The organism is Kribbella sp. VKM Ac-2571, assembly GCF_004362255.1.
Taxonomy (GTDB): Bacteria; Actinomycetota; Actinomycetes; order Propionibacteriales; family Kribbellaceae; genus Kribbella; species Kribbella pratensis.
This window is the reverse complement of the sequence record NZ_SNWS01000010.1, coordinates 301,067-321,975: the sequence shown is the minus strand read 5'-3', so window position 1 is coordinate 321,975 and position 20,909 is coordinate 301,067. Positions and strand designations below refer to the sequence as shown.

Annotated in this window: 18 protein-coding genes; 13 read left to right on the top strand and 5 right to left on the bottom strand. The window is 64.9% G+C overall.

The window, feature by feature from the left end; translation table 11 throughout:
- Positions 1 to 602: 602 nt before the first annotated feature.
- The 3 genes from EV651_RS23510 to EV651_RS23500 all read left to right on the top strand — a co-directional run bounded on the left by EV651_RS23510 (position 603) and on the right by EV651_RS23500 (position 3,910).
- On the top strand, positions 603 to 1,730 hold the full coding sequence (locus tag EV651_RS23510; protein WP_166658730.1) for a tyrosine-type recombinase/integrase: 1,128 nt from the start codon (positions 603 to 605) through the stop codon (positions 1,728 to 1,730).
- A gap of 558 nt (positions 1,731 to 2,288) precedes the next feature.
- Entirely contained in the window at positions 2,289 to 2,933 is a 645-nt protein-coding gene (locus EV651_RS23505; protein ID WP_133787386.1) for an RNA polymerase sigma factor, read from the top strand.
- Between the two features lie 716 nt (positions 2,934 to 3,649).
- The gene (locus EV651_RS23500; RefSeq protein WP_133787385.1) at positions 3,650 to 3,910 is read left to right on the top strand and encodes a hypothetical protein; all 261 of its coding nucleotides are present in this window, start codon (positions 3,650 to 3,652) and stop codon (positions 3,908 to 3,910) included.
- A gap of 301 nt (positions 3,911 to 4,211) precedes the next feature.
- On the opposite strand, the gene EV651_RS23495 is transcribed toward EV651_RS23500, so the two are convergent.
- A complete protein-coding gene (locus EV651_RS23495; RefSeq protein ID WP_133787384.1) occupies positions 4,212 to 4,658 on the bottom strand; it encodes a hypothetical protein in 447 nt (148 codons plus the stop codon).
- Positions 4,659 to 4,990: 332 nt separating this feature from the next.
- Between EV651_RS23495 and EV651_RS23490 the strand changes: the two genes are divergently transcribed.
- From EV651_RS23490 to EV651_RS23460, 7 genes are all read left to right on the top strand, one after another.
- Complete coding sequence (locus tag EV651_RS23490) at positions 4,991 to 5,446, top strand: hypothetical protein (protein WP_133787383.1); 456 nt, start codon at positions 4,991 to 4,993, stop codon at positions 5,444 to 5,446.
- A 176-nt stretch (positions 5,447 to 5,622) separates the two neighbouring features.
- The gene (locus EV651_RS23485) at positions 5,623 to 5,805 is read left to right on the top strand and encodes a hypothetical protein (RefSeq protein ID WP_133787382.1); all 183 of its coding nucleotides are present in this window, start codon (positions 5,623 to 5,625) and stop codon (positions 5,803 to 5,805) included.
- A gap of 232 nt (positions 5,806 to 6,037) precedes the next feature.
- Positions 6,038 to 6,967, top strand: a complete 930-nt coding sequence (locus EV651_RS23480) for a TOMM precursor leader peptide-binding protein (RefSeq protein ID WP_166658729.1) — start codon at positions 6,038 to 6,040, stop codon at positions 6,965 to 6,967.
- Between the two features lie 164 nt (positions 6,968 to 7,131).
- Positions 7,132 to 8,289: a YcaO-like family protein gene (locus EV651_RS23475; protein WP_166658728.1), complete on the top strand. Its 1,158-nt coding sequence runs from the start codon at positions 7,132 to 7,134 to the stop codon at positions 8,287 to 8,289.
- On the top strand, positions 8,286 to 9,170 hold the full coding sequence (locus EV651_RS23470) for a SagB/ThcOx family dehydrogenase (protein ID WP_166658727.1): 885 nt from the start codon (positions 8,286 to 8,288) through the stop codon (positions 9,168 to 9,170). The genes EV651_RS23475 and EV651_RS23470 overlap by 4 nt, the downstream gene beginning before the upstream one ends.
- On the top strand, positions 9,154 to 10,008 hold the full coding sequence (locus EV651_RS23465) for a DUF692 domain-containing protein (RefSeq protein ID WP_202870468.1): 855 nt from the start codon (positions 9,154 to 9,156) through the stop codon (positions 10,006 to 10,008). Before EV651_RS23470 ends, EV651_RS23465 begins: the two co-directional genes overlap by 17 nt.
- Before the next feature lie 10 nt (positions 10,009 to 10,018).
- Positions 10,019 to 10,753 (top strand): hypothetical protein, encoded by a 735-nt coding sequence (locus tag EV651_RS23460; protein ID WP_133787377.1) that lies wholly within the window; start codon positions 10,019 to 10,021, stop codon positions 10,751 to 10,753.
- 232 nt (positions 10,754 to 10,985) lie between these two features.
- Here the strand turns inward: EV651_RS23460 and EV651_RS23455 are convergent, their stop codons facing one another.
- The 3 genes from EV651_RS23455 to EV651_RS23445 all read right to left on the bottom strand — a co-directional run bounded on the left by EV651_RS23455 (position 10,986) and on the right by EV651_RS23445 (position 13,678).
- A complete protein-coding gene (locus tag EV651_RS23455; protein WP_133787376.1) occupies positions 10,986 to 11,495 on the bottom strand; it encodes an NUDIX hydrolase in 510 nt (169 codons plus the stop codon).
- Between the two features lie 120 nt (positions 11,496 to 11,615).
- Positions 11,616 to 12,176: a GrpB family protein gene (locus EV651_RS23450; RefSeq protein ID WP_133787375.1), complete on the bottom strand. Its 561-nt coding sequence runs from the start codon at positions 12,174 to 12,176 to the stop codon at positions 11,616 to 11,618.
- A gap of 197 nt (positions 12,177 to 12,373) precedes the next feature.
- Positions 12,374 to 13,678 carry a hypothetical protein gene (locus EV651_RS23445; RefSeq protein WP_133787374.1) on the bottom strand — a complete coding sequence of 435 codons (1,305 nt, stop codon included), beginning with the start codon at positions 13,676 to 13,678 and terminating at the stop codon, positions 12,374 to 12,376.
- A gap of 951 nt (positions 13,679 to 14,629) precedes the next feature.
- Between EV651_RS23445 and EV651_RS23440 the strand changes: the two genes are divergently transcribed.
- The 3 genes from EV651_RS23440 (at position 14,630) to EV651_RS23430 (ending at position 16,895) form a co-directional block, all read left to right on the top strand.
- A complete protein-coding gene (locus EV651_RS23440; RefSeq protein WP_133787373.1) occupies positions 14,630 to 15,013 on the top strand; it encodes a bifunctional 2-polyprenyl-6-hydroxyphenol methylase/3-demethylubiquinol 3-O-methyltransferase UbiG in 384 nt (127 codons plus the stop codon).
- The gene (locus tag EV651_RS23435; RefSeq protein ID WP_133787372.1) at positions 14,988 to 15,284 is read left to right on the top strand and encodes a class I SAM-dependent methyltransferase; all 297 of its coding nucleotides are present in this window, start codon (positions 14,988 to 14,990) and stop codon (positions 15,282 to 15,284) included. Before EV651_RS23440 ends, EV651_RS23435 begins: the two co-directional genes overlap by 26 nt.
- Positions 15,285 to 15,923: 639 nt before the next feature.
- The gene (locus tag EV651_RS23430; protein ID WP_133787371.1) at positions 15,924 to 16,895 is read left to right on the top strand and encodes a helix-turn-helix domain-containing protein; all 972 of its coding nucleotides are present in this window, start codon (positions 15,924 to 15,926) and stop codon (positions 16,893 to 16,895) included.
- A 26-nt stretch (positions 16,896 to 16,921) separates the two neighbouring features.
- Here the strand turns inward: EV651_RS23430 and EV651_RS23425 are convergent, their stop codons facing one another.
- On the bottom strand, positions 16,922 to 20,635 hold the full coding sequence (locus tag EV651_RS23425) for a S8 family serine peptidase (protein ID WP_166658726.1): 3,714 nt from the start codon (positions 20,633 to 20,635) through the stop codon (positions 16,922 to 16,924).
- Positions 20,636 to 20,909 lie beyond the last annotated feature (274 nt).

The window sequence follows — 20,909 nt, the reverse complement described above, 5'->3', positions numbered from 1 at the left end:
CGCGGAGCGACCGATAATCGCAAAGCGGCGAGTAAGCGGCGAGTTCGGACCCGGAAGTTCATCAGTTCCGGGTTATATGGCCAGGTCGGAGAGCCGGTGAGGGGACTCGAACCCCTAACCCCCGCTTTACCAGGCCATACCTCTCGTCGTGCCGCAGCACTACCCGAAAATAGCCGTTGACCTGCTTACTCTCCAATGGAGAGTATGCAACTGTTGACCACCGTGCTCGACATATTTCGTTCAATCCGGTGAGTAAAACGGTGAGTTGCCGTGAAGCGCTCGCTGGAACCTGACGAGGCTGGGCCGGTCGCTTTCGCAAGGGCGGCCGCTAGTGTCGTTGGCCCAACTGCATGCAGTGGTCGACCAGTGGAAACCACACTTTAGAGATCGCTGATGCGGTCGACGGTCTGAGCTAATGCGGCTGTCGAGAATCGACGAGTTGAGAGTCAGAGGCCCGTGGCTGGCCCGGACGCGCGACCTCCGCTGCTCGTCGGTGAGGTCGGCGGCGTTCAGTTCGGCACGGACGAGATCTGCGTTGAATTTCCACTTTATAGACTAAATGAAAGCAGCGCATAATTCCGGTTATGCGCTAGACTATGGCTGTGGATGACTCAGCCGACGACACACCCGGCCCCCTGGCGTTCCGCCCCGCCGAAGCAGCGGTCGAGCTGCCACGGCCCGACGGGACGACCGAGGCCGCGGTACGGCGGACCCTCGGGCAACGTCGACCGCTACGGGCTCCGCATGGCTCGCCCATGGTCGACCGGCTCGACCTGCTCGCCAGCGCGCTGACACCGGAGCTGACTGCGCTGGTCGTGCTGTGGCTCGGTGGCACCCGGCGCGGCAGTCGGGACACCCGGATCGCCTACGCCGACGACTTGCTGCTGTGGGCCGACTGGGCCCGCCACGATCTCGGCCGAGAACCCTTCAGCCTCGACCTGCACCGGGGCGAGGTCACGATCTGGCTCACGCGCCAGCAAGACGCCGGCGCCGCCGTCTCCTCGATCTCCCGGAGGCTGTCGACGCTCTCAAGCCTCTACAGCTACGCCGCCAGCTGGGGACTCCCGGTCGTCTCTCCCATCTCCGTCGACGACCACCGGCCCAGGATCGAACGTGGCCGCCGCGCCACCTCGGCCCGCGTGCTGGAACCCGGCCAGATCATGGCCATGCTCGCCGCAGCACGCGACGTCCGCGACGCGCTCGTCGTCGGCCTGCTGTTCACCGACGCCCTGCGCGTGTCCGGGATCTGCGCAGCCAACGACGAAGACCGCCGCGATGAAGGCCGGCGTACCTGGCTCAAGGTCACCGTGAAGGGCGGCACGACCAAGCTCGTGCCCCTCGACACCACGGTCGCCGAGCTCCTCGACCTCTACATCGTGACTCGCCCGGCGTGGACCGGCCCCGGGCCGGCACCGCTGATCGTCGACGCCAGCGGGAAACGGCTCGACCGCCACGACGTCACCCGCATGCTGCGCCGGCTCGCGCGCGCCGCGGGCATCCCCCGCCCGGAGAAGGTCACCCCGCACTCAATGCGCGCCTCGGCCGCCACCGACCAGAAGCGCCGCGGTCTTGCCGCCGAAGACATCCAGGAACTCACCATGCACGCCGACGTCCGCACCGTCATGATCTACCTCGACAACGACGGCCGGAACGAACGCGTCGCCGCCATCACCGACGACCTCGGCCGCGTCATGACCGCCGTACCTCAGCACCTTCGCCGTCCAGATTAAGGACACCCCTAGGTGTTCTGCCCTTCCGGGTGTGCGCCACTCGCATACTTGCACGCGCACTCCTCGGAGCTTCGGCGCGTGCTCCACACCACACTGGGGCGGGACCCTCAGTGCTGCGACCCAGGCCCCTGCAACGTTTTCCCCTGTCAGCGGCAGTAGTGGGTGCGCGCAGCGAGTTGCACCGGCAAGGAGTCGGTCAGCCTGAGGGAAGGTCGGCATGGGAACTAAGTGGGAGCAGATCACCGAAAAGGTACGCAAGTACGCGCTGCCGATCGTGCAGACGGTCTCGGCGGTCGTGAACATTGCCAGATTCATCAAGGACTTCTTCGACCTGTAGGTCGTGGGCCGGTCCGCCGGGAGGTCTTCCCGCGCGGGCCGGCCCTGCAACGTTTTGGCGCGAGCGCGGCAGTAGTAGGTGGCAGCGTCCAAGTCTTGTGTAGGAGGTGAGCCGCGTGATGGGTTGTCTGGACCAGCTCTGTGTGGTCTTCGTGCTGCCGGTTCGACGGCGGTTACGAAGGCCTGGGGGGAACCAGGCGAAGCGCATGGACTGGCGACGTCATGGATGAGCCACGCGCACCGGAGACGATTGTGGTGGATCGTGCCCAACAGGCGATGCTGACGCCTGCCGAAGAGGCCGCATTTGACGCGTTCTACAGGAAGAACTGGAAGAAGGTTTGGGCTGTAAGCGTCCGACGAAGTGCCGGTGAACGGGAACTTGCCGACACAGTCTTCCAGGAGGTCTTCGTCCTGGTCGGCCGGAAGTGGCGCGAGGTCCAGGGCATGAAGCCGGCGCGGCAGCAGGGCTGGCTCTTCACCTCTCTCGGGAACATCGTCAGACACGAGTACGCAAAGCAGCTCACGCGGCTGGGGCGCGAGTGTCCAGCCGGCGATGACTATGACCTCGAGTCAGATCCCGTCGCGCGCAACGACATCGGGGTACGGCAGCGTCCTGTGGACGACGTGGTCCTTGATCGTGTCACCTATCAGCAGGTTCTAGCGCTGGCGCCCAAGGTGCTGAGCGAAAGGGAGTTCTTGGTGGTCGTCATGACCCATATCGACGGCTTCCCGCGAGTCGAGATCGCCGGCATGCTCGGCGAACGTGCGGGCACGATCCGGTCAGACCTGCACAGAGCCATGAAGAAGCTGAGAGAAGCGCCGGAGCTTCGACGACTGATCGAGCATTTCAAGGAGGGACGACGATGAAGCGCACGCACCTAGCTCAATGGCTCCGGCGGCGCTCCGAAACGGCCTTCTGGAAGCGAATCAACAAAACAGCCCGAGACTTTGAGCGCGAAACTCCCTTCGACTCGCGGGCCACTGACCGGCTCTGGGCACGCCTTGCTGCCGAAGGCATCGTTGCGTCCGGCCAGACCCAGACCCAGACTGACGAAACCCACTCGGTCAGAGTTGACGATCCCGGTCGTGATGCGAGTTTTCGCAGCGCACCGGCACCCACGCCAGCGGCGCCAAAACCCAGCTCGCTGAACGGACGTCCCGCAACATCAAGCTCGAGAACGCAGGATACGAACCACGACCGCGATCAGAAGCGACCATGGCACTGGTCGCACATACTGCTGAGCCCGCTGACGGCCGCCGCCGCATGCATCGCTTTTCTAGTCACGTTCTCGCTCAACGGCTGGCAGGGCGTGCAGGTTTGGCAATCGGGCGGCGACGGCTGCTGCGCTATGCAAGGTCCTATCTCGACCCCAACTCCGACGTACTCGAGGGCCCCGGTTCCTAGGCCGGTACCTGAATGGCATCCGTTGCGCCCAATCAAGCTCCCGACTGGATGGAAATGGGACGACTTCCGGGTCGCCGTCAAGCACCCGGATGCGACGGTAGCGACACCGCCTCCCGTAGTACGGATTAACGGTGTTGGTGGTTCGATCACTTCGTGCAGTGCTGTCGGAGCCCAGTCGATGTATTTCGAGGCGCCGAACGCAAACGCCGTCCAGATCCAAACAGTCGTGGGCGTCGTAACGCGCTCTCAACGGGTGTACATCAAGGTCCTGGCGGACGGCCGGCAGGTCGCCAGCAGCATATTTGTGACCGACTGGAGCACCCGTGTCCGGATCCCGCCGGATGCTGGTCGGTTGGAGGTCGTGGTGTCGATCGAGTCCTCCGCTGGCTGCAAGGCTCTCCCCGTCCCAGTCGTGCTGAGGCTGACCGCCGTCAGCTGAAAGGGCACTTCCCTCTCACTCACTGAGCGCGGGAGGAGTACGGCTCGTGCCCGACCAGCTTCGCCCGCCCTTGAGCCGACCCGGCCAAAGGGATTGTCTGCTGACTCCGCGGACGTGATCGGCAGGTGGGCTCATCGCCCAATCGTCGCGCCCAGGTGGCCACGTGAAGCAGCCAAGGGAACGTAAGTCGGCAAGGCTGAGTTCCCACGGAGAGGCCAGGGCGTCAGGTCTCGATCGGCAATGGCTCCAGGAGCTCGGGGCCGACCAAGCCCTAGCTGTTACTTGTCCAGTTTCGGATCTCTCAGCAGAGCGTCTTCCACCTGGACCTTGCGCGGAAGATCTGGTGCCCAGCCCACGCCGCTGTGGGTGAGTGCGCCGTGCAAGAACGCAATGACGAAAAACAAACGAAGATGTCGACGATCACGATCGGGATGTAGGCGCCTTCCGGCACAACCAACAACAGACTCGCAACCAGTGCAGCGATCAGCAGTACGACGATGCCCCATCCGAAGGACCGCAGCCTGTCCCTGCGGACCTCCTGCACGCTGGCGACCTCGACAAGAATCAGGGTTCGGCAACCAGGGCAGGTCCTGGTTTCGACGGCCGAGCCTTCCTGTGGTGTGGTGAATTCGACCGGGCTTATCACGTATTTGGTGGTGTACTTCACCTCGGTCACCCGCCACTCGGCCGCCTGGCTCCGGACATGACCCAACTGGTACCGCACGACGGGCTTCAGGAACAGTCTCATTGCGTCACCCCAGTGCGTCTCTTCGCGTGAGCCGAGAACAGCGTACTAGGCGACCCGTCCGCACAAAGATTGAAAGGGCTGACAACCGTTGCCCCCGGCCGGTTTTGCGCAAGGACAGCAGGTAGCCGTTGCGTCGCGACGTGCAGCCAGCAGATTTACTGCGAGGGGTCGGGCGATCACTTCGCTGTACTACACCGTATCGTCCGCAACACTGAATACCCCTATGGGAGGACACGACGTCACTCCACGGGGTGTTTTCGGTCGATTCTCACGATCTCTAGCGTCGCCTCAACGTTCTCCCAAGGAGAACCAAGGGACGAGGAGGTCCTGAGTTGAAGACCTTACTGAAGCCGCGGCAGTGGTTGCGCGGCGGTGTGCTCGCCACCATGCTCGCAGTGGTCGGCACCGCGACCGCGATCACGTCGGCGTCGGCGGCCACCGCCGGATGCTCCGTGGTTCCGTTCACTCCGAGGGTCGAGAGCGGTTACAGCGTCGTCGCAACGAACAGCACGGCCTGTACCGGACCGGTCTACAACGTTCGAACGTCTGTGAAACTGCTGCAGTACAAGCTCGCCTGGATCACCGCCGCGAGCAGCAGCGCATCATGGGGAACGGTCTCGGTGTCGCGCTACGGCTATGTCAACGCGTGGATACATCCGCAGCCCACCGCGGCCTGCTACCGGTACATCACCCAGGCGTCGGTGAGTTGGACCTACTCCAATGGAAGTCCAGGAGTCCAGACGCTGTACTCGCCCACGACGACACTCCGGCTGGGTGGCACCTGCTGACGCCCTCAACCGCAGGCGCCACAGGCCTCTGACCCCGAGCGCTTCCGTGACCGGCGTGGCTGCGAGTTCCGCCGGCCATCGCGGGAGGACGTTGCTGGAGCACGATCCGCGCACGTCAGACGCTCGCTCTGCACCTGCCCACGCAGGAGATCCCGAATGAGAGGAGGTGAACGACGATGTCGACCAACCCGACAATGACGCTCGATCTCGAGGATCTGGAGGCACTTCGCCTACTGGACCCGAACGACCTCGAGGTAAGCGAAGCGCAGTCCTACGAATTGCCGCGTGCGAGCCTGATGCCGCAGTGCGGCGGCACTTCGTGCGATCCGGGCGCTTCTTGCTGCGAGTTCAGCATGTGAACAAAGGTCCTCTGCGGTCGTTCAACGGCAAGCGGCCGCAGAGGATCGCAGCGCGGAATGCTTCGCGCCCCTGGGCCGCGAGATCGTCGCCATCGCTTGGGACTTCTCATGCTGCGCTCGATGCCTTGTCGTGCAATTGAGCGCTTCGATGTCCGAATCGGACGTTCAGGTCGGGCTCGGGAGCCGCGAGTCGGCGGAGTCAGATCTTCAATCCAGGAAAGGAGCGGACCACATGAGTCGTGAAGGACAGCCGACCTTCGTCCGAACACTGCCTTGGCTGATGGCCAAGGCCGACGCCGACTCAGTAACGCTGATGGCGGGGGTTCGAGCTCTTAGCTATCGGGGCGGCGCAGCGCGGTTGCTGAAGTACGTCCTTCCCCTGCTTGACGGACAGCGGACAGCCGTGGACATCGCGGAGTCGGTAGGTGCGCCGCACCTGGCCGAACCGATCGCCAGAATGTGCCGCCGGATGGTGGCGGACGGGTTCGCCGTGGATGTCAACGACGGCGCGGCTCAAGGCTGGGCACCGTGGGCTGCCTCTGACGTTCCCGCATCCACGCGTCCGCTCCATGTCGTTGGTACGTCGGACGAGTACCGGGCGTTCGCCGCGGCGGCGCCCGCTGGGTGGTCGCCTGAGCACGTTCACATCGACAAGCTTGCGGATGCGGACAACGACAGCGGCGCGATTGGCATCGTCTGGGTCGCGGATCGCAACAGCCGCGACGTCGCGGAGTGGAACGAGGTCGCGTGCGCCAAGCGGCTGCCGTGGTTGCCGATCAGCCATTTCGACGGCCAGATGGCCGCGGTAGGTCCGCTCATCGTTCCCCCGGACACCGCGTGCTTCGAGTGTTACCGCCGTCGCCGTGCCGCTGCACTGGGCCTCGGCCTGACGGGTCTGGAGGTGAGTTCGGTCGCGAGCACCCATCCGGCAGACGATGTCGCGATGCCGTTCCTAGCCGGGTTGGCGATGCTGCTGGTGCATCGCTGGGTGACTCGTGCGGACCCATACGTGCCAGGCGCGGTGTGGACCGTGATCCCTGGCCACGGGGTGCAGGTCGGGACGGAATTCGTGCTCCGTGTGCCGCGCTGCCCTGTGTGCCGGCCGACCGCCGCCACGTCCCGTACTGCGCCGTGGTCGGACTACGCGGTGAACGAACGATGATCGGAATCGAGCGACTGGCAGGTCAGTTCGTCGGCCTCTGCCCTGCGCCCCACGAGATGATGTACTCGGCCGGTGGGCCGCGGATGAGCGCGATGGGTACACAGCTGCACCACCCAGAACCGACGTTGGGTCGTCACACCGTCGCGAAGGGCTGGGGCCGTGCCATGGACCGCGAGCAGGCGCGTCTGGCCGCGCTCGGCGAGGTCTTCGAGAGGTACAGCCTCAAGATCGGCGACCCGTCGAGGATCAGCTTTGGGTCGACTGCTGAACTACGCCAGCGCGGGCAACGCCCGATCGCACCGCAAGCGTGGAAATGGTACTCCGAGAAGCAGTACCGGGACGGGTTCGGCCTCGGCCCGCCGCCCGACGAGGAGGAGACGATCGCATGGTTGCCTGGCTTCGACCTGGCTCAGGGACAAGAGGTTCTTGTTCCGGCAGACACATGCCTCTTCCGGACTCGCAACAACCGGCCGTATGACGCACGGTCCCAGGAACGTAGCTGGCCGTTTTGGATGGCGACCACCAGCAACGGCGCTGCCTGCGCAGCCGACGCATTTACCGCATGTCTGTCGGGACTCTACGAACTCCTCGAACGCGACGCATTCATGCTGATGTGGTACCACCGACTCAGCTTGCCCCATGTCGTCCTTGATCCACACAGCAGGGCCGGTCGCGTCGCAGAACGAATGCTGGCCCCGGCACGGATCGAGTACCGGTTGATCGACCTCAGTTTCGTGCACGGCATCCCGACGCTGATCGCGATCGCCTCCCGAAGAGTTCTCGACCGCATGGTGTACGGATTCGGCGGTGCCGCCGGCGGGGACCCTGAAGCCACCGCCGTCAAGGCCCTGACAGAAGCCGCAGCCGGGTTCGATTTCCTCCGCATGATGACGGAGGCCGACAACGTCCCGACAATGACGGCTGGTGACGTGCGTGACTTCCTCAAACACACGTACTACTACGCAGATCCGGCTCACCACGACGCGCTCGAGTTCATGCTCGAGCCGCCCGCCCGGCGATCGATCGCGGAGCTTCCACGCGGCCCCCAGGGTTCTCCGGTCCACAGACTCCGCACCCTTGGCCGGCAATTGCAGGCTCGCGAGATCCAAACCGTGGCCGTCGACGTCACACCCGTCGAAGGTCCGAGTGTCGGTTTGGTTACGTACAAGGTCGTTTCGCCGCACCTGGTTCCGCTCGAGTCGGATCACAACCGTCGTTCATTGGGCCACGAGCGGCTGCGCTGTGAGCCGACTCGACGAGGCTGGCGCACGGGGCTGCCCGAATGGCAAGAGCTCAACCACGAGCCACATCCGTTCCCGTGAAGAAGGAGGATCTCGTGCACCATGTTGCCACGGTCAAGGGCCTGCGGAGGCTACGAGACGAGACACCCGATCCGGCCGACCGAGCGGAAGAATTCCACGAAGCCTCGAAGTTCCATCGGGCAACGTTCGGCAGGATGGTCCATCACCAGCGGTTGTCTGTCGACCCCGACGTCGCGGCCGGCGCCCGGCTGGGAGCGCGGACCCTGTCGCACTTGCCGCAGCGGCCGCTCGACCGCGACGATTTCGAGGCGGCATCACGGGACCCGCGTTTCGCCTCGCTCGTGCGCGCACCCTCGTGCCGCACATTCACCGGCGAAGCGCTCCCGCCGCAAGTTCTCAGCCGCCTTCTCGGACTCAGCTATGGCGCCTACCCGCAGAAGGCCGCCACGGGTCGTCGTCGCCGCCCGCTTCCGTCCGGCGGTGCGCTGTACCCGCTGGAGATCTATGTCGTCGGCGACGTCGACGGCAGTGGGAACAAGGGCGCCTACCACTACAACGTCCTGGACCATGCACTCGAGGAGGTTCAGCGTGGTCTGCCCGCCGAAGCTGTGCGAGGGCTCGGGATTCAGCAAGATCTACTAGAGAATGCGGCGCTGATCGTCATCATCACAGCAGTGTTCAACCGCTCCCGATTCAAGTACGGACCCCGTGGCTATCGATTCTGTTTGATGGAGGCCGGGTCGCTTATTCAGCAGCTGCAACTCGTGGCGCAGGCGCTGGGCCTGGGTTCCGTTGCGTTCGCCGGACTCCTCGATGATGCGGTCGAGGACTTGCTGCGCATCGACGGAGTCGATGAGTCCTTCGTGAATGCCGTGCTGGTCGGCCGAACCAGTGTCGATGCAAAGCTCGGGGAAGGTGCGTCCGGTGCGCAGACAACTTGACGGCCTCCCGGCTCTCGGCGTTGGCCTCGGGTATCGAAGGGAGCTCGCGGAGCAAATCACAGCCAACAAGCAACACATCGACTGGCTGGAGATCATTACCGACGACTTCATCGACGATCCGCAAGGGTTCGCCTCACTCGCCGACCTGGCTGCGAACTTCCCCGTGGTGACCCACGGCGTGGACATGTCCATCGGCTCGACGGATCCCCTCGACATGGCCTACGTGGAACGTGTCGCCGCGGTTGCCGCGGAGGTCGACGCACCGTGGGTCAGCGATCATCTGTGCTTCACCGCGGAGGCAGGTGTAGATCTGGGCACTCTCACGCCGGTCCACCGCACCCGGGACCGAGCAAAGGCCATCGGCCGGAAAGCACAGCAGGTGCAGGATCGCTTGGGCAGGCCATTCCTACTCGAAAACATCACCTACTACGTAGACCTGCCGGGAACCATGACGGAAGCACAGTTCATTACCGAGGTGCTCGATCATTGCGATGCCGGCCTGCTGCTGGACCTGGAGAACGTCGTCATCAACAGTGTCAACCACCAGTTCGACGCTTGGGAATTCGTCGATGCGTTGCCGCTCCAGCGAGTCGTGCAGGTACACGTCGCCGGGGAAGGCCGTGATTCCCAGGGCGCCGGTATGCGCATCGACAGTCATGACGGGCGCGTGTCCGCCGAATGTCTGCGTCTTCTGACACATCTCGTCGACCGAGCCTCTGTGCGGGCCGCGATGGTCGAACGAGACAGCAGCTTTCCGGAGGACTTCACCGAGATCCTGGATGACCTGAATCGAGTCAGAGCCGCCTTTCATGGACGGACCGCCAATGCGTCAGGATAGTGCTGAGGCCGTGCAGGCCCTGTTCGCCCACCTCCTGACGCAGCCGCTCCACCGTGAAGTGACACAGGATGCGACCGCAGCGGTACGCCTCAACTGCGACGCTGCGGCGGCACAGCTGATCGAAGGCCTCAACGAAAATCACTTGCGGATCGCCAGCCATCAGGTGCGCGCCGGCCGGAAGCATCGGCTGCTGCGGATCGTACCGCTCAGCATCGCGTCTCTCGGAGACGTAGGTGAGCCAATCATTGAGGAGTACCTCGACGTGCCCCTCGAAGCCGGGGACCGTGCGAACCGCGCTACCAATGATGCGCTGCGATTTGCGGCGCATCTACAGCGTCTGCCCGGCGTCGCGGTGTCGTATGGTGACGTCTGTCGCTTCGAGGCGCTCCTTCGGGATGTCGCCGGACGTTTTCTCCTCTCCCGCGGAGAGAAGGCGGTAGGGCAGTGTCCGCGGCTCTCCACACTTGCCGAGGTCGCAAGATTCGGCCACAAAGCGGCCGACGGATATGACCGGATACGGCAGGGCGAGCCGATCGACGAGTTGCCGGCCCGGGTGACTCGCTACGTCTTCGCCTGCCGATCTGGTCGGGTAGTCGTCCACGAGGTATCCGCCCCGATTGCCCTCGTGCTCGAAGCATGCACCGGCTCGCGCAAGCCGGCCGACCTCGCCGATTTGTGCGGTGTGCGAGCGGCTTCTGTCGAATCCATCCTCGCCTGGGCCGACGGCCACTCCCTACTCACGTGAGTGCGCGGTTTCCGGTCCTGGCATCCCACAGGACCTGATAGCGGCGCCGCCCCTGCGGGCATCTGGGGATGCATCGGCCGTGTGGACGTCACCCCGGAGATGTGGGCCGAAGGCATCGACACGCGGCCTCTCGCCACCGGATGCAAGTGTGACCGGGCTACACCGTTGGGCAGCACATTATGCACTCCGTCCTCGCAGTCGCGGTCAGCCTCCCCATCCAGACCCTTGTGCCTCAGTGTTGGATCAGGCCCACGACCGGGACGGGAGGGACGTGGCCAGTTGCCGGAAGGGTCTGCGCCAGGGCAAGGCCGACGTCGACCAGCGATGATCGGCGGAGGCGAATGACCTCGGGGATCGGAGTCCAGACCGACTCGATGGTGTCGCCGTTCGGCTCGGGCCGGAGTTGACCGCCAGTGACACGAACTTGGTAGAAGATGCCCAGATTCTGATGTTCGACTCCTGCATGCGCCTCGGCCGCAGGGATCACTCGTGAGTCCACGCCCAGCAGTCGTTCGACCACTGCGTCGCAGCCCGTCTCCTCAGCCAACTCACGGATCACCGCGTCGAATGGATCCTCAGCGTGCTCAACCCGACCGCCCGGAAGAGTCCAGCAATTTGACGCGGCAAGGGCGAGCAGGACTCGCCCGTCCTCGATGCACACCGCGTACGCCGCCAGCCGAAAGGTTCCCCGCTTCGACTCCCCTGCGTTCGCAACGGCTGTACGGTCTGTTTCTTGACTCATTGGATCCTCTTTCCGCTTCCATTGAAACTCGCAACCGAACACCGGGACAGGGAGGGCCTAGCTCGGGAGAAAGCCGCCGGCTGCTCTGCGCCCAATGGGCTTGCCTCGAATCCGATCACGTTACTGGTCGATCCGAACGTCTGGGAGTTCTTTCCCATCGGCGTCGTGGGATGCTCGTCGTTCGTCTGAGAGTCCAGCAGCCGCCAGGAGCTTTTGGATCATCACGTTCTTGCCCTGGCCGTACTCGTCGATATTCTCCGAGGCGCCGAGCCGGCGCTTGACTTCGGAGTACTCGTCGCGAAGGACCGGATCCGAGCGCAGGATGTCGCGGACGGCCAGGTGGTTGCGGAGCGGGAGCGAACCTTCGACGACCACATACGTGTTCGTTCCCGCCAGGCGCTTCGGCTCCTTGAATGCCCACCGCAGCGGAACCCCCGACTCGCCGAGGGAGTCGAAACCGAGCCAGCCCAACGTGGCGGCTGCCGCAGGCACATCCTGTTCCGCGACCACGATGTCGCAGTCGATGACTGGCTTTGCGGCGAGGCCCGGAACCGCTGTGCTACCTATGTGCTCGATCGCCATAACGGGCACGCCAGAGGCGGACAGTGTGTCCGCGTACAGTTGCCGCAATTCCTCGAATCGCTGAGGCCATCGCTCGTCGTACTCAACTACCTCAATCACGTCGACTCACCATCCAGGCGTGCAAGTTCTGCGGCCGGCCGGGCCACACCTTCTTCAAAACTGACCAACCCCCGGATACGCACGGAGAGCGAGCAACGTTCGCGCAAGGCCGCACCCATCATCGGCGGTCGGCCGGGCCGTTCGCCCAGGGCAACTGAGAGCGTGAATCGTTGCTCGCTGTCCTTGCGTAGGCCGCGCTACGGGTGCACAGTGCGCGAATCGGCGACGATGTCGGCCAGGACGTGCTCGCGCGCACAGTCGGAGTCATTGCCCGGATACGGGCCATGGCAGAACGAGTTGCCGCCGTTGTTCCACCACACGGCGCCTGCGAAGTGCTGGCCGAGCATGCCCTGCCACGCGTCTCGCATCAGGGTTGCGCCGGTTGCGGCTGGATCGCCGTCCGGCGGGTCGGCTTGAACGCCGAACTCTCCGACGACCGGGTTCTTCGGTGTGTATCCGTCGGTTGCCATCTTCGATGTCACCGGCGTCCAGTGGTCGGCGAATGGGTTGGGATTCTTTGTCCCGATGTAGATGTCGAACGCATCCGCGTCGATCACCGAGCTCGTGCCGGTGTACCAGTCGGCGACCGTGTGAGTGTTGCCACCCTTCCAGTCCGGGTGCCACCAGCGCCAGTCTCGGGCAGACGTCGCTGGCTTGAAGGTGAAAGGGGCCATGAAGAAGGGCGACAGCCACGCGACGTTGGTCCCGCCAATTGCCCGGCACCGGTTGACGGTACGGCGAAACAGTGCACGATAGTCGGCCGCGGCAGTGGCGGTGCTGATGTTTTCCTCCGGCTCGTGATAGATCGACGCCCAAACCGGGTGCGGCGCGACTGACTTCAGATCCGAGCAGACCTTGTCGACGGCCGAGTTCGGCACGGTGGTCAGCCTGTACGGACTGAGCTTCCATGAGGTGACCGGGATCCGGCCGGCAGCGACGTCGTTCTGCACCGCCGCCAGATTCACTCCCCAGTTGGTCAGGTTGTAGGACCGACGGAGCATGAACGGATGAGACATGTGTGCCTGGACGGTGCCGAACGTCGGATTGTCGTTGATACCCGTCGCGAGCTTGTTTGTGCCGGGGTCGCCCGGGAACCGCCCGGAAGTGTCGACGATCAGCGAGTTCGCGGTCTTGCCGAGCTCGGACGTCGACGTAGGCGACGAGTACCACAGACATCGGTAGCCGTAACTGGAGTAGGGATCGCCGTCGCGTTGGAACGTCACCCGTCGCACAGTCGTTCCGGAGATCATTTGACGTGGCGTCTCAGCAGTGTCCGTACCGCCTGGACGGACCCGCCAGGACCGGCCCAGCACGTAGATCGTGGCCCCGCCCGGATCGATGTCACAGCTCCACGAGAAGTTCGACCTGTCTGGTGAGTCGAGTGTCGCGAGGTTCAGCGTTCCGGTCACCGCCGCACTCGCGGCGCCACCGCTGGCGATCACCACGGCGACCGCCACGGTTGTGGCGCCCACCAGGGCGACCGAGAATTTCGGGGGCTTCATAATGCTCCTTCACAACGGCGCCGGTCTTCGCGGCGTACCCATTCGGTTGTCTCTCGGACACGCCTATGCATCAGCCAGCCACTGAGCCGCGCAACCGCTCGCGATGCCGGTACTCGTCGACTGCTCAATCCTCGGATCCCCTTTCCGCTTGTGCGCCCCGTTCCGTGTCGCGCGTCACGAACCGTGATCCGCTCATAGCCACGCGCGGCCCAGTTCGCCGCGACCTTCACCCCGACAGATCTGACACTGAGCGCCGAGAAGAGCAGCAGGGCCATGATCTGGTCGGCCGGCTGGCCGTGGATGTTGGTGTTCGCAGGCACGATCGGCACCAAATCATGAGGACCGATGTCAATGCGGTCAGTGCCCTCCGAAACCACGTACCGGAACGGACGTAGGTCACTAGCCCCTCCAGATCTAGACAGCAGAACGGGCTGATCCCGACCCGCTGTGGGAGCGTAGGAACGTTCGCGGCAACTCGAACTCACCCTCAGGGGGGAATCGAGATCCCCCTCCAGTGGTACGCGCTGCCGCGTCCAGCCAGATTGAGACCGGGGCTCGGAGCAAGCCTGCGGGCTGGATCCTGCAGCTCTGCTGACAAATTGCTGATATCGCCATGCCACCGCTGCCACTCGGGGGTGACCTCGGGCTCGAGAGGGCTCACGGTCGGACCTTGCCGTCCGGGTCTGCCAGGGCAGTGGTTGCCGGTGGCAAATGGGAGCCGGCGGGTTGCGCTGAGACGACGTGGCGTGTACCGCTGGAGGGGGAGGTGGGTTCACCCAGCAAGGTGATGGCGGGACGAGATGACAGACCTATGCTTTCCCGTCGTGCCGAGATCAGGCGAAGGCTGTAGGAAGTAACTGCAGGCGCAGTTCGAGGTCCGCGGCAGGTGCAGTGCACCCCTCACGAACGAGGGCGTGACCAGTCCGCCGCTGGCCGAACGTGGAGACGACGATGGACCACCAGGATCACCGCCGGACACCGGCTCAGGTACGCAACGAAGCGGACCTGGCGGCGTATTACGACAACGAGGTGCAGGCCAGGGTCGACCGCGACCTGTCGCCGGAACGTGTCGCGTGGCGTGCGGCGTACATCGAGCTTCTGAGGACCGAGGGCCTGACGTCGATCCTGGAGATCGGATCAGGTCCAGGCCGCGACGGTCAGGCATTCGCTGCCACAGGCCTGACATACACCGGGGTTGATATCGCGCCGCGCAGCGTGGCGATGTGCCGCAAGCTCGGTCTCGACGCCCAGGTCGCTTCCGTGTTCGACCTCCCGTTCGACGATCGCTCGTTCGACGCCCGGATGGACGATGAGCACGCTCCTTCATGTCGCTGACGAGGACCTCGATTCGGCACTCGCCGAGATCATGCGGGTCTTGCGGCCACAGGCACCGCTGGCGGTCGGTTTGTGGGGCGACCGTCGTGGGGGCCGGCAGGCCTGGGAGGACGAGACGAGTTTCGGTCCGTCCCGGTTTTTCAGCTTCCGTACCGACGACGGCCTGCCGGCGGCGCTGCAGCGGCACGGCACCATCGAGCACTGGACGACGTGGACCGATCGGGCCGCCATGCATTATCAGTGGGCAATCATTCGCCGCGGCGCCGATTAGCTCGCACGGGGTCCAGTCCATGAACAAACTGATCTACCGGTTCGAGATCATCTGTCACGGCTGTCTCCGCGGCGAATTTCCGGAGCAGGCCAGGAGAGGCGCCAAGCGGTCGCATCTTAATCACCGACGAGCTGGTGCGGACCGACCTGATCGACCGGCTAGGGACGATGACGGCGGTCAGGCTATCCGCGGAATTGTCGGCGGCTACGCCATCACACCAGAGTCGACATACCTCGACGTCGTCTGTCACCGGCCGACACCTTCGATCCGTCAGTGCTCCGCGGATACCGGCCACTCGCCGACAGGATTCGAGGCGGCCACCCTCGCCTACCTACAGGGCGAACTGGACATGACCGTCAGCCCGGATGTCGGCGGACGTACCACTGTAGGAGGAGGACCATTCACCCCAGAAGGGTGATTGCCTTGTACAACCGCCGATCTACCGTCGTCGTTGTGCCGCGGTCAAGGCGGCCCGGCGGTCTCGCTGGGACCGTCGCAATCGCCACAGGTCGCGCCGGAACGCCGACGCGCAGCCATGATCCCCCGTCACTCCTCCCGGCTGCGCGTCGGCTCCGGTGCGATCGTCTCCCGCGCTCAGTCGCCAAAGCACACATGCCCACTGGACCGGCGAGGTCAATCATGCATCAGGGTAATGACGACGGGCTGCGTAGCATCGGGGTCTCGCCGTTCGACGAGATCGTCTACCGCAGGCTCGTGCAGGATCCGAGCTCGACACTGACCGGCTTGGCGAGCAGGACCGGCGCAACGACCGCCCGACTGGCGAGATCGCTGCGCCGGCTGGAGAAGCTCGGCCTTGCCATCCGGCGCGACGGACCGTCCATGTGTTTCGTCGCTGCTGATCCGGCTGTCGCAATCGAAGCGCTGGTACACCAGCGTCAATCGGAGCTGCTGCGGACCGCGCGCGTGACAGCCGAACTGAGTACGGCGTATCGCGAGAGCCATCAGGAGATTCCTGGACAGCTGGTCGAAGTCCTGACCGGCCACGATGCCGTGGCAGAACGGTTCGAGGAGCTGCAGCGCGGCTGCCGTACGGAGATTCTGCTGTGCGATCGGCCGCCGTACGTCAATCCGCCGGGCAATCCGCTTCAGGACGCGGTGCTGGCGCGCGGCGTGAAGTGGCGCACGATTTATGCGCCCGAGTCCCTGGACTCCGAACCGGCACTCGGGCGAGCCGCTCACCTGCGGGTTTGTGGTGAGCAGGCCCGCCTGCTGCCGGGTCTGCCGATGAAACTGATGGTCGTGGACCGCCGGATTGCCTTGATGCCGTTGGCGATGCAGACCGGCATCGAGCACAGTGCCGTCATTCAGCGGTCGACTTTGCTCGATTCGATGGTCACGCTGTTCGAGGTCTTCTGGAGCCGTGCCCTGCCGCTGGATCAATCGATTGCGGCGTCCCAGGCCGAGCTGCCCGAGACCGAGCGCCGGTTGCTCGATCTGCTGGTGATCGGAACCAAGGACGAGGCGGTCGCCCGGGCCCTGGGTATCAGTCTGCGAACTCTTCACCGCCGGATGCATCGATTGCTGCAGACGCTCGATGCCGACACCCGGTTCCAGGCCGGGCTGCAGGCAGCCCGTCGCGGGTGGGTCTAGCCGGCGCGTCCACCTAGGCGTAGCCATCAGCGCAGTCGATACGCGTCGTAGAGAGTCTGCTCGATGCGGTTGCCTTCCGCGTCCCATGCGACGGCTCTGAGGCTGACTTCTCCAGTCCGGCGCGGGTTGTGCACGAGTCCGACGAAGTCGCGATCAACTCCGCCGGCAGGCTTCGCCGTGACCGCAACGGGTGTCCACTGGCGGCCTCCGTCATAGGAGACCTCAAGGGTGAGGCCCTCGATCTGCGGACCGTGGCCTGCCTGACGATGGGCTGTTATCCGCACGTCCTGCACCCCTGGATTGCGTACGGCGTTGTCGAGACCCAGGCCGGCGTCGTATCGCAGGAAGATCAACGGTTCCGGCCGGCAGGGCGCCGTAGAACCCGCGAGCAATGTCTTGACGCAGGCGAAGCCGGGCGGAGTCTCGTCATCGGTGACCTCGCTCGAGCTGAAGTCCCAGGCGGTGCTGGTCTTCTCGTCGGCGATCGTCAGGTGATACCGAGCTCGCTCAGGAGACAACTCGTAGTTGACAACGTCGCCCATCCAGGGGTCCGCCTTCGGTACTTCGAGGCCGTCGCGATAGAGGTGAACATCGGCGTCACCCGTCATCGCGCCGAGTGCACCGGCATCATGGCGGTCGGCTTGTGTCAGAGCTACGACTGGGAAGAACGTATTGCGCTGCCGGCAGCCGGAACATCCCAGCTGCGTCCTGGGCATATCAGCCGGTGCTGCACCGATCCCGGGATCGGGGACGCCCGGCGCGACTGGAGCCGAACCCCAGGAAGCCTCGATGTGCCTTCGATCGGGCAGCAGGTAATAGCCGTCCTCGCCGTTGGCGGAGACGGTATGTACGGCGTCGCGATACAACGGCCCGCTCGCCACGGCGATCGTCCGCCGTGTCGGCACCGGCCCGTACACAACGGCCCGGAGTTGCTCGTCGGTGGCCCGGGTTGTCATCCATTCGACCGTCGTGGTGCTCGGCTCGGCGGCCGGCAACGTCATCGTGACGGTCGCGAGATCGGCGGGCGTGAAGTGGTAGTCCAGCCCTTCCGGAATCCGGTTGGTCTCGTACGGCTTCAGCGTGTACAGGTAAGGGCTGTTCCCGGGCGGCGTCGCTTGCATCGCAAGTTCGCCACCCCCGGCGCTGAGCAGCTTCGCCAGGGATTCTGCCTCGTTCCCAGGCAGAGTCGCCCATGGAATTTGCGGAACGAGGTGTGGATCCGTCACGCCGATGCGCTGGACGTCGGCGTGGCCGGCGTCGAACAGTACGCCGGATGCGCCCGCATCGAGGGCGCGCTGCAACTGTGCATTCGATACGATCGGACGGTTCGGATCCTCGAGTCGCATCAGCACGAGACTCCCGGACACGGAGACTCGCGCGAAGTCCTCAGCGCTGCCGTGTCCAACTGACACGATCGGCAGCTTTCGCGAACCGGAGAAAGGCAAGGAGTTTCCGTAGTACGGAGCGAACGGATGCAGCGCCGGTCGCCCAGGGCCTTCGACGGACAGCTCCAGGCGGGGCGCCGCCAGCATCCAGTGATGCGCCAAGGTGAAGGAACCGGCGGTCGAGGCTTCGACTGGTGTCACCCAACCGATCTCGCTACCGAACATCGACTCCTTCGTGAACGTGGTGCTCCCGCCGCCCTGCGCCCGTGCGGTCAGCGTCAGCCACTGGCTGTCGGCTTCGGCGGGTCGAGGAGTGGACAGCGCGATGTGCTGGGCCAGGTCGGCGTCCAGCCGGATTTCGGTGTCACCGTCGACCCTGGCTCCGGGCTCGATCAGCAACGCCTGCTGCAGTCGACCGCCCGCGGACCAATCGCTCAGTGTGCGGATGAAGTAGACACCGGCCGGCGCCCGGAAGACGACGGAGTGGTCCCTGGGCGCCGGTTCAGTCCAGCACACCCGATGGTCCCGGTAGGCGGTTCCGTTGCCACTCAACTCGAACATGATTGCCGAGGCGCACCGTGGGCCGGGTTGCACCGGGTCGACTCCGAGCGATCGGCGGCTGATGGTCACCGTTACGTCATACAACTGCGGCTCGATGGTGTAACCGATCGGAATCCTGAGCCGCTCGCCCGCTGGGGACGAGATCGTGACGCTTCCTGTGTAGCGTCCTGACGGCAGGCCTGCAGCGTTCAGGGCAATGGTGACTTCGGATGATCGATGTGCCGGCATGGTTTGGTGCTCTGGCACACTGAGGGCACCGTCGACCGACGGCCCGCCTTCGACCCGGCGCAGGTCCGCTGTCAACTGGACCGTGACAGGCTGATCCCCTGCGTTGCTGATCGAGACACCCCTTTGCCGGGCAACCGGCCGTTCGTCGAACGCGATGGCACCGAATCCTGCGCTGCCGGTCTCCGCCACGAGAAGCTGACGCGCGGCCGCCGCCACATCGACCCGCCCCGCGCCCTGCTCGTCGGCGGAGTACCCGTCGTCCTTGGCCGTGCTCATCAGAGCTGCTTTCAGGGCAGCCGGCTTCCAGTCCGGGTGCCGCTGAATCAACAAAGCCGCGGCACCTGCGACGTGTGGCGTGGCCATCGAGGTTCCGGAGAGGCTCGTGTATCTGGCGTCCACCGGCGTGCCGAGGTTCGTTCCAGCCGCTCGCGCGGCCACGATGCCGAGACCTGGTGCCGTGATGTCCGGTTTCATTGCAGAGTCCGTCCGGGGACCGCGACTGGAGAAGTCAGCCAGCCGGTCCGCCTTGTCGACGGCGCCCACCGTCAACGCGGCGTCGGCAACGCCCGGCGCACCGACCGTGCTCGCGCCCGGACCGCCGTTGCCTGCCGCAACGACGAACAGGGCTCCTGTCTGCTCGGTCAGGCGATCGACCGCGAGACTGGCCGGGTCGGTTCCGTCGCTCGGTCCGGAACCGAGGCTGAGGTTGACCACGTCAGCGTGTTCGGTCGTTGCTGCCCACTCCATCCCGTCGATCATCCACGAGGACAGCCCGGCACCGTCGTCGTCGAGGATCTTGCCGATCGCCAGCGCGGCACCTGGTGCGACTCCGGTGTACTTCCCGCCGCTTCCGTGGCCGGTGCCGGCGAGGATCGACGCGACATGCGTGCCGTGTCCGTTGTGGTCCCGAACGCCCTGCCCCGGGACGAAGCTCGCGCTGGCAGTCACCTGACCGGCCAGATCGGGGTGGGTGTCGTCGGCTCCTGTGTCGAGTACGGCGACCTTCACCCCACTTCCGTCGTAACCGGACGCCCACACCTGCGGCGCACCGATCATCGGCACGCTCTCGTGCAGGTCCATCCGCGTCCGCCGATCCAGCCAGACCTTGGCGACCGAGGGCCTCAGGCCGGCCGAACCGATGCCGTTCGTGCCTGGACCGATGTCACTGAGGCTGTCCCAGAACACGTTTGCGGATTTCGTGTCGACGGCCATGGCAACAGCGTCGATGCTCTCCAGCTCGGCGGTCACCGACGCGCTCCGAAGTAGGCGAGCCGAACCAAGCCTGTCCGAGGCAGTCAACTGCCGGGCGTAGGCGACGATCACCGGCAAGCTCGCGGTGTCGTCGTAGCCGTTACCGGCAAGGTACGTGACGTCGAACAGTCCCGCATCCAAGCGGCCGGTGTCGACCAGCGATGCCACGTCGTCAGGAATCGCGTAGACATCACCGTCGCCGCGGTTGGACACCGATACCGACGGTCGTGAACCGTCCGACCGTGGAGCAACCGCAATCGCGACCGCATCACGGTTGCCTGCGCCGCGCGTCAGCGTGACGACGTCACCTGTCATCAGAGTCACGGTCCGGCTGCGCGTTGTGACATTGCCCAGAATCGGTGGGTCTTGCTCAAGTGCCGCGGCTGCTGTTGCGCCACCCGCTGATGTCGGCACGGCCAATAGTGACGCCAGTAACGAGACAGACGTCAGCACGGCAAGGCGGAAGCGAGCCATCACAGGATCTCCTGGGGTCAACGCCGGCAGCAGTTCGCTACGCGGGCGGAAGGGGCCGGAACGACCATCGCATCGCACCCGGCGAACGTCCATGGACAACAGTGGCGGCAAGTTG

What these genes read in the sequence shown, in the direction of transcription:
- EV651_RS23495 (WP_133787384.1), bottom strand. Translation starts at nt 4,658, where the DNA reads ATGAGACTGTTCCTGAAGCCCGTCGTGCGGTACCAGTTGGGTCATGTC.
- EV651_RS23425 (WP_166658726.1), bottom strand. Translation starts at nt 20,635, where the DNA reads ATGACAGGTGACGTCGTCACGCTGACGCGCGGCGCAGGCAACCGTGAT.
- EV651_RS23475 (WP_166658728.1), top strand. Translation starts at nt 7,132, where the DNA reads ATGGACCGCGAGCAGGCGCGTCTGGCCGCGCTCGGCGAGGTCTTCGAG.
- EV651_RS23435 (WP_133787372.1), top strand. Translation starts at nt 14,988, where the DNA reads ATGAGCACGCTCCTTCATGTCGCTGACGAGGACCTCGATTCGGCACTC.
- EV651_RS23500 (WP_133787385.1), top strand. Translation starts at nt 3,650, where the DNA reads ATGTATTTCGAGGCGCCGAACGCAAACGCCGTCCAGATCCAAACAGTC.
- EV651_RS23445 (WP_133787374.1), bottom strand. Translation starts at nt 13,678, where the DNA reads ATGAAGCCCCCGAAATTCTCGGTCGCCCTGGTGGGCGCCACAACCGTG.
- EV651_RS23430 (WP_133787371.1), top strand. Translation starts at nt 15,924, where the DNA reads ATGCATCAGGGTAATGACGACGGGCTGCGTAGCATCGGGGTCTCGCCG.
- EV651_RS23455 (WP_133787376.1), bottom strand. Translation starts at nt 11,495, where the DNA reads ATGAGTCAAGAAACAGACCGTACAGCCGTTGCGAACGCAGGGGAGTCG.
- EV651_RS23505 (WP_133787386.1), top strand. Translation starts at nt 2,289, where the DNA reads ATGGATGAGCCACGCGCACCGGAGACGATTGTGGTGGATCGTGCCCAA.
- EV651_RS23440 (WP_133787373.1), top strand. Translation starts at nt 14,630, where the DNA reads ATGGACCACCAGGATCACCGCCGGACACCGGCTCAGGTACGCAACGAA.
- EV651_RS23480 (WP_166658729.1), top strand. Translation starts at nt 6,038, where the DNA reads ATGAGTCGTGAAGGACAGCCGACCTTCGTCCGAACACTGCCTTGGCTG.
- EV651_RS23485 (WP_133787382.1), top strand. Translation starts at nt 5,623, where the DNA reads ATGTCGACCAACCCGACAATGACGCTCGATCTCGAGGATCTGGAGGCA.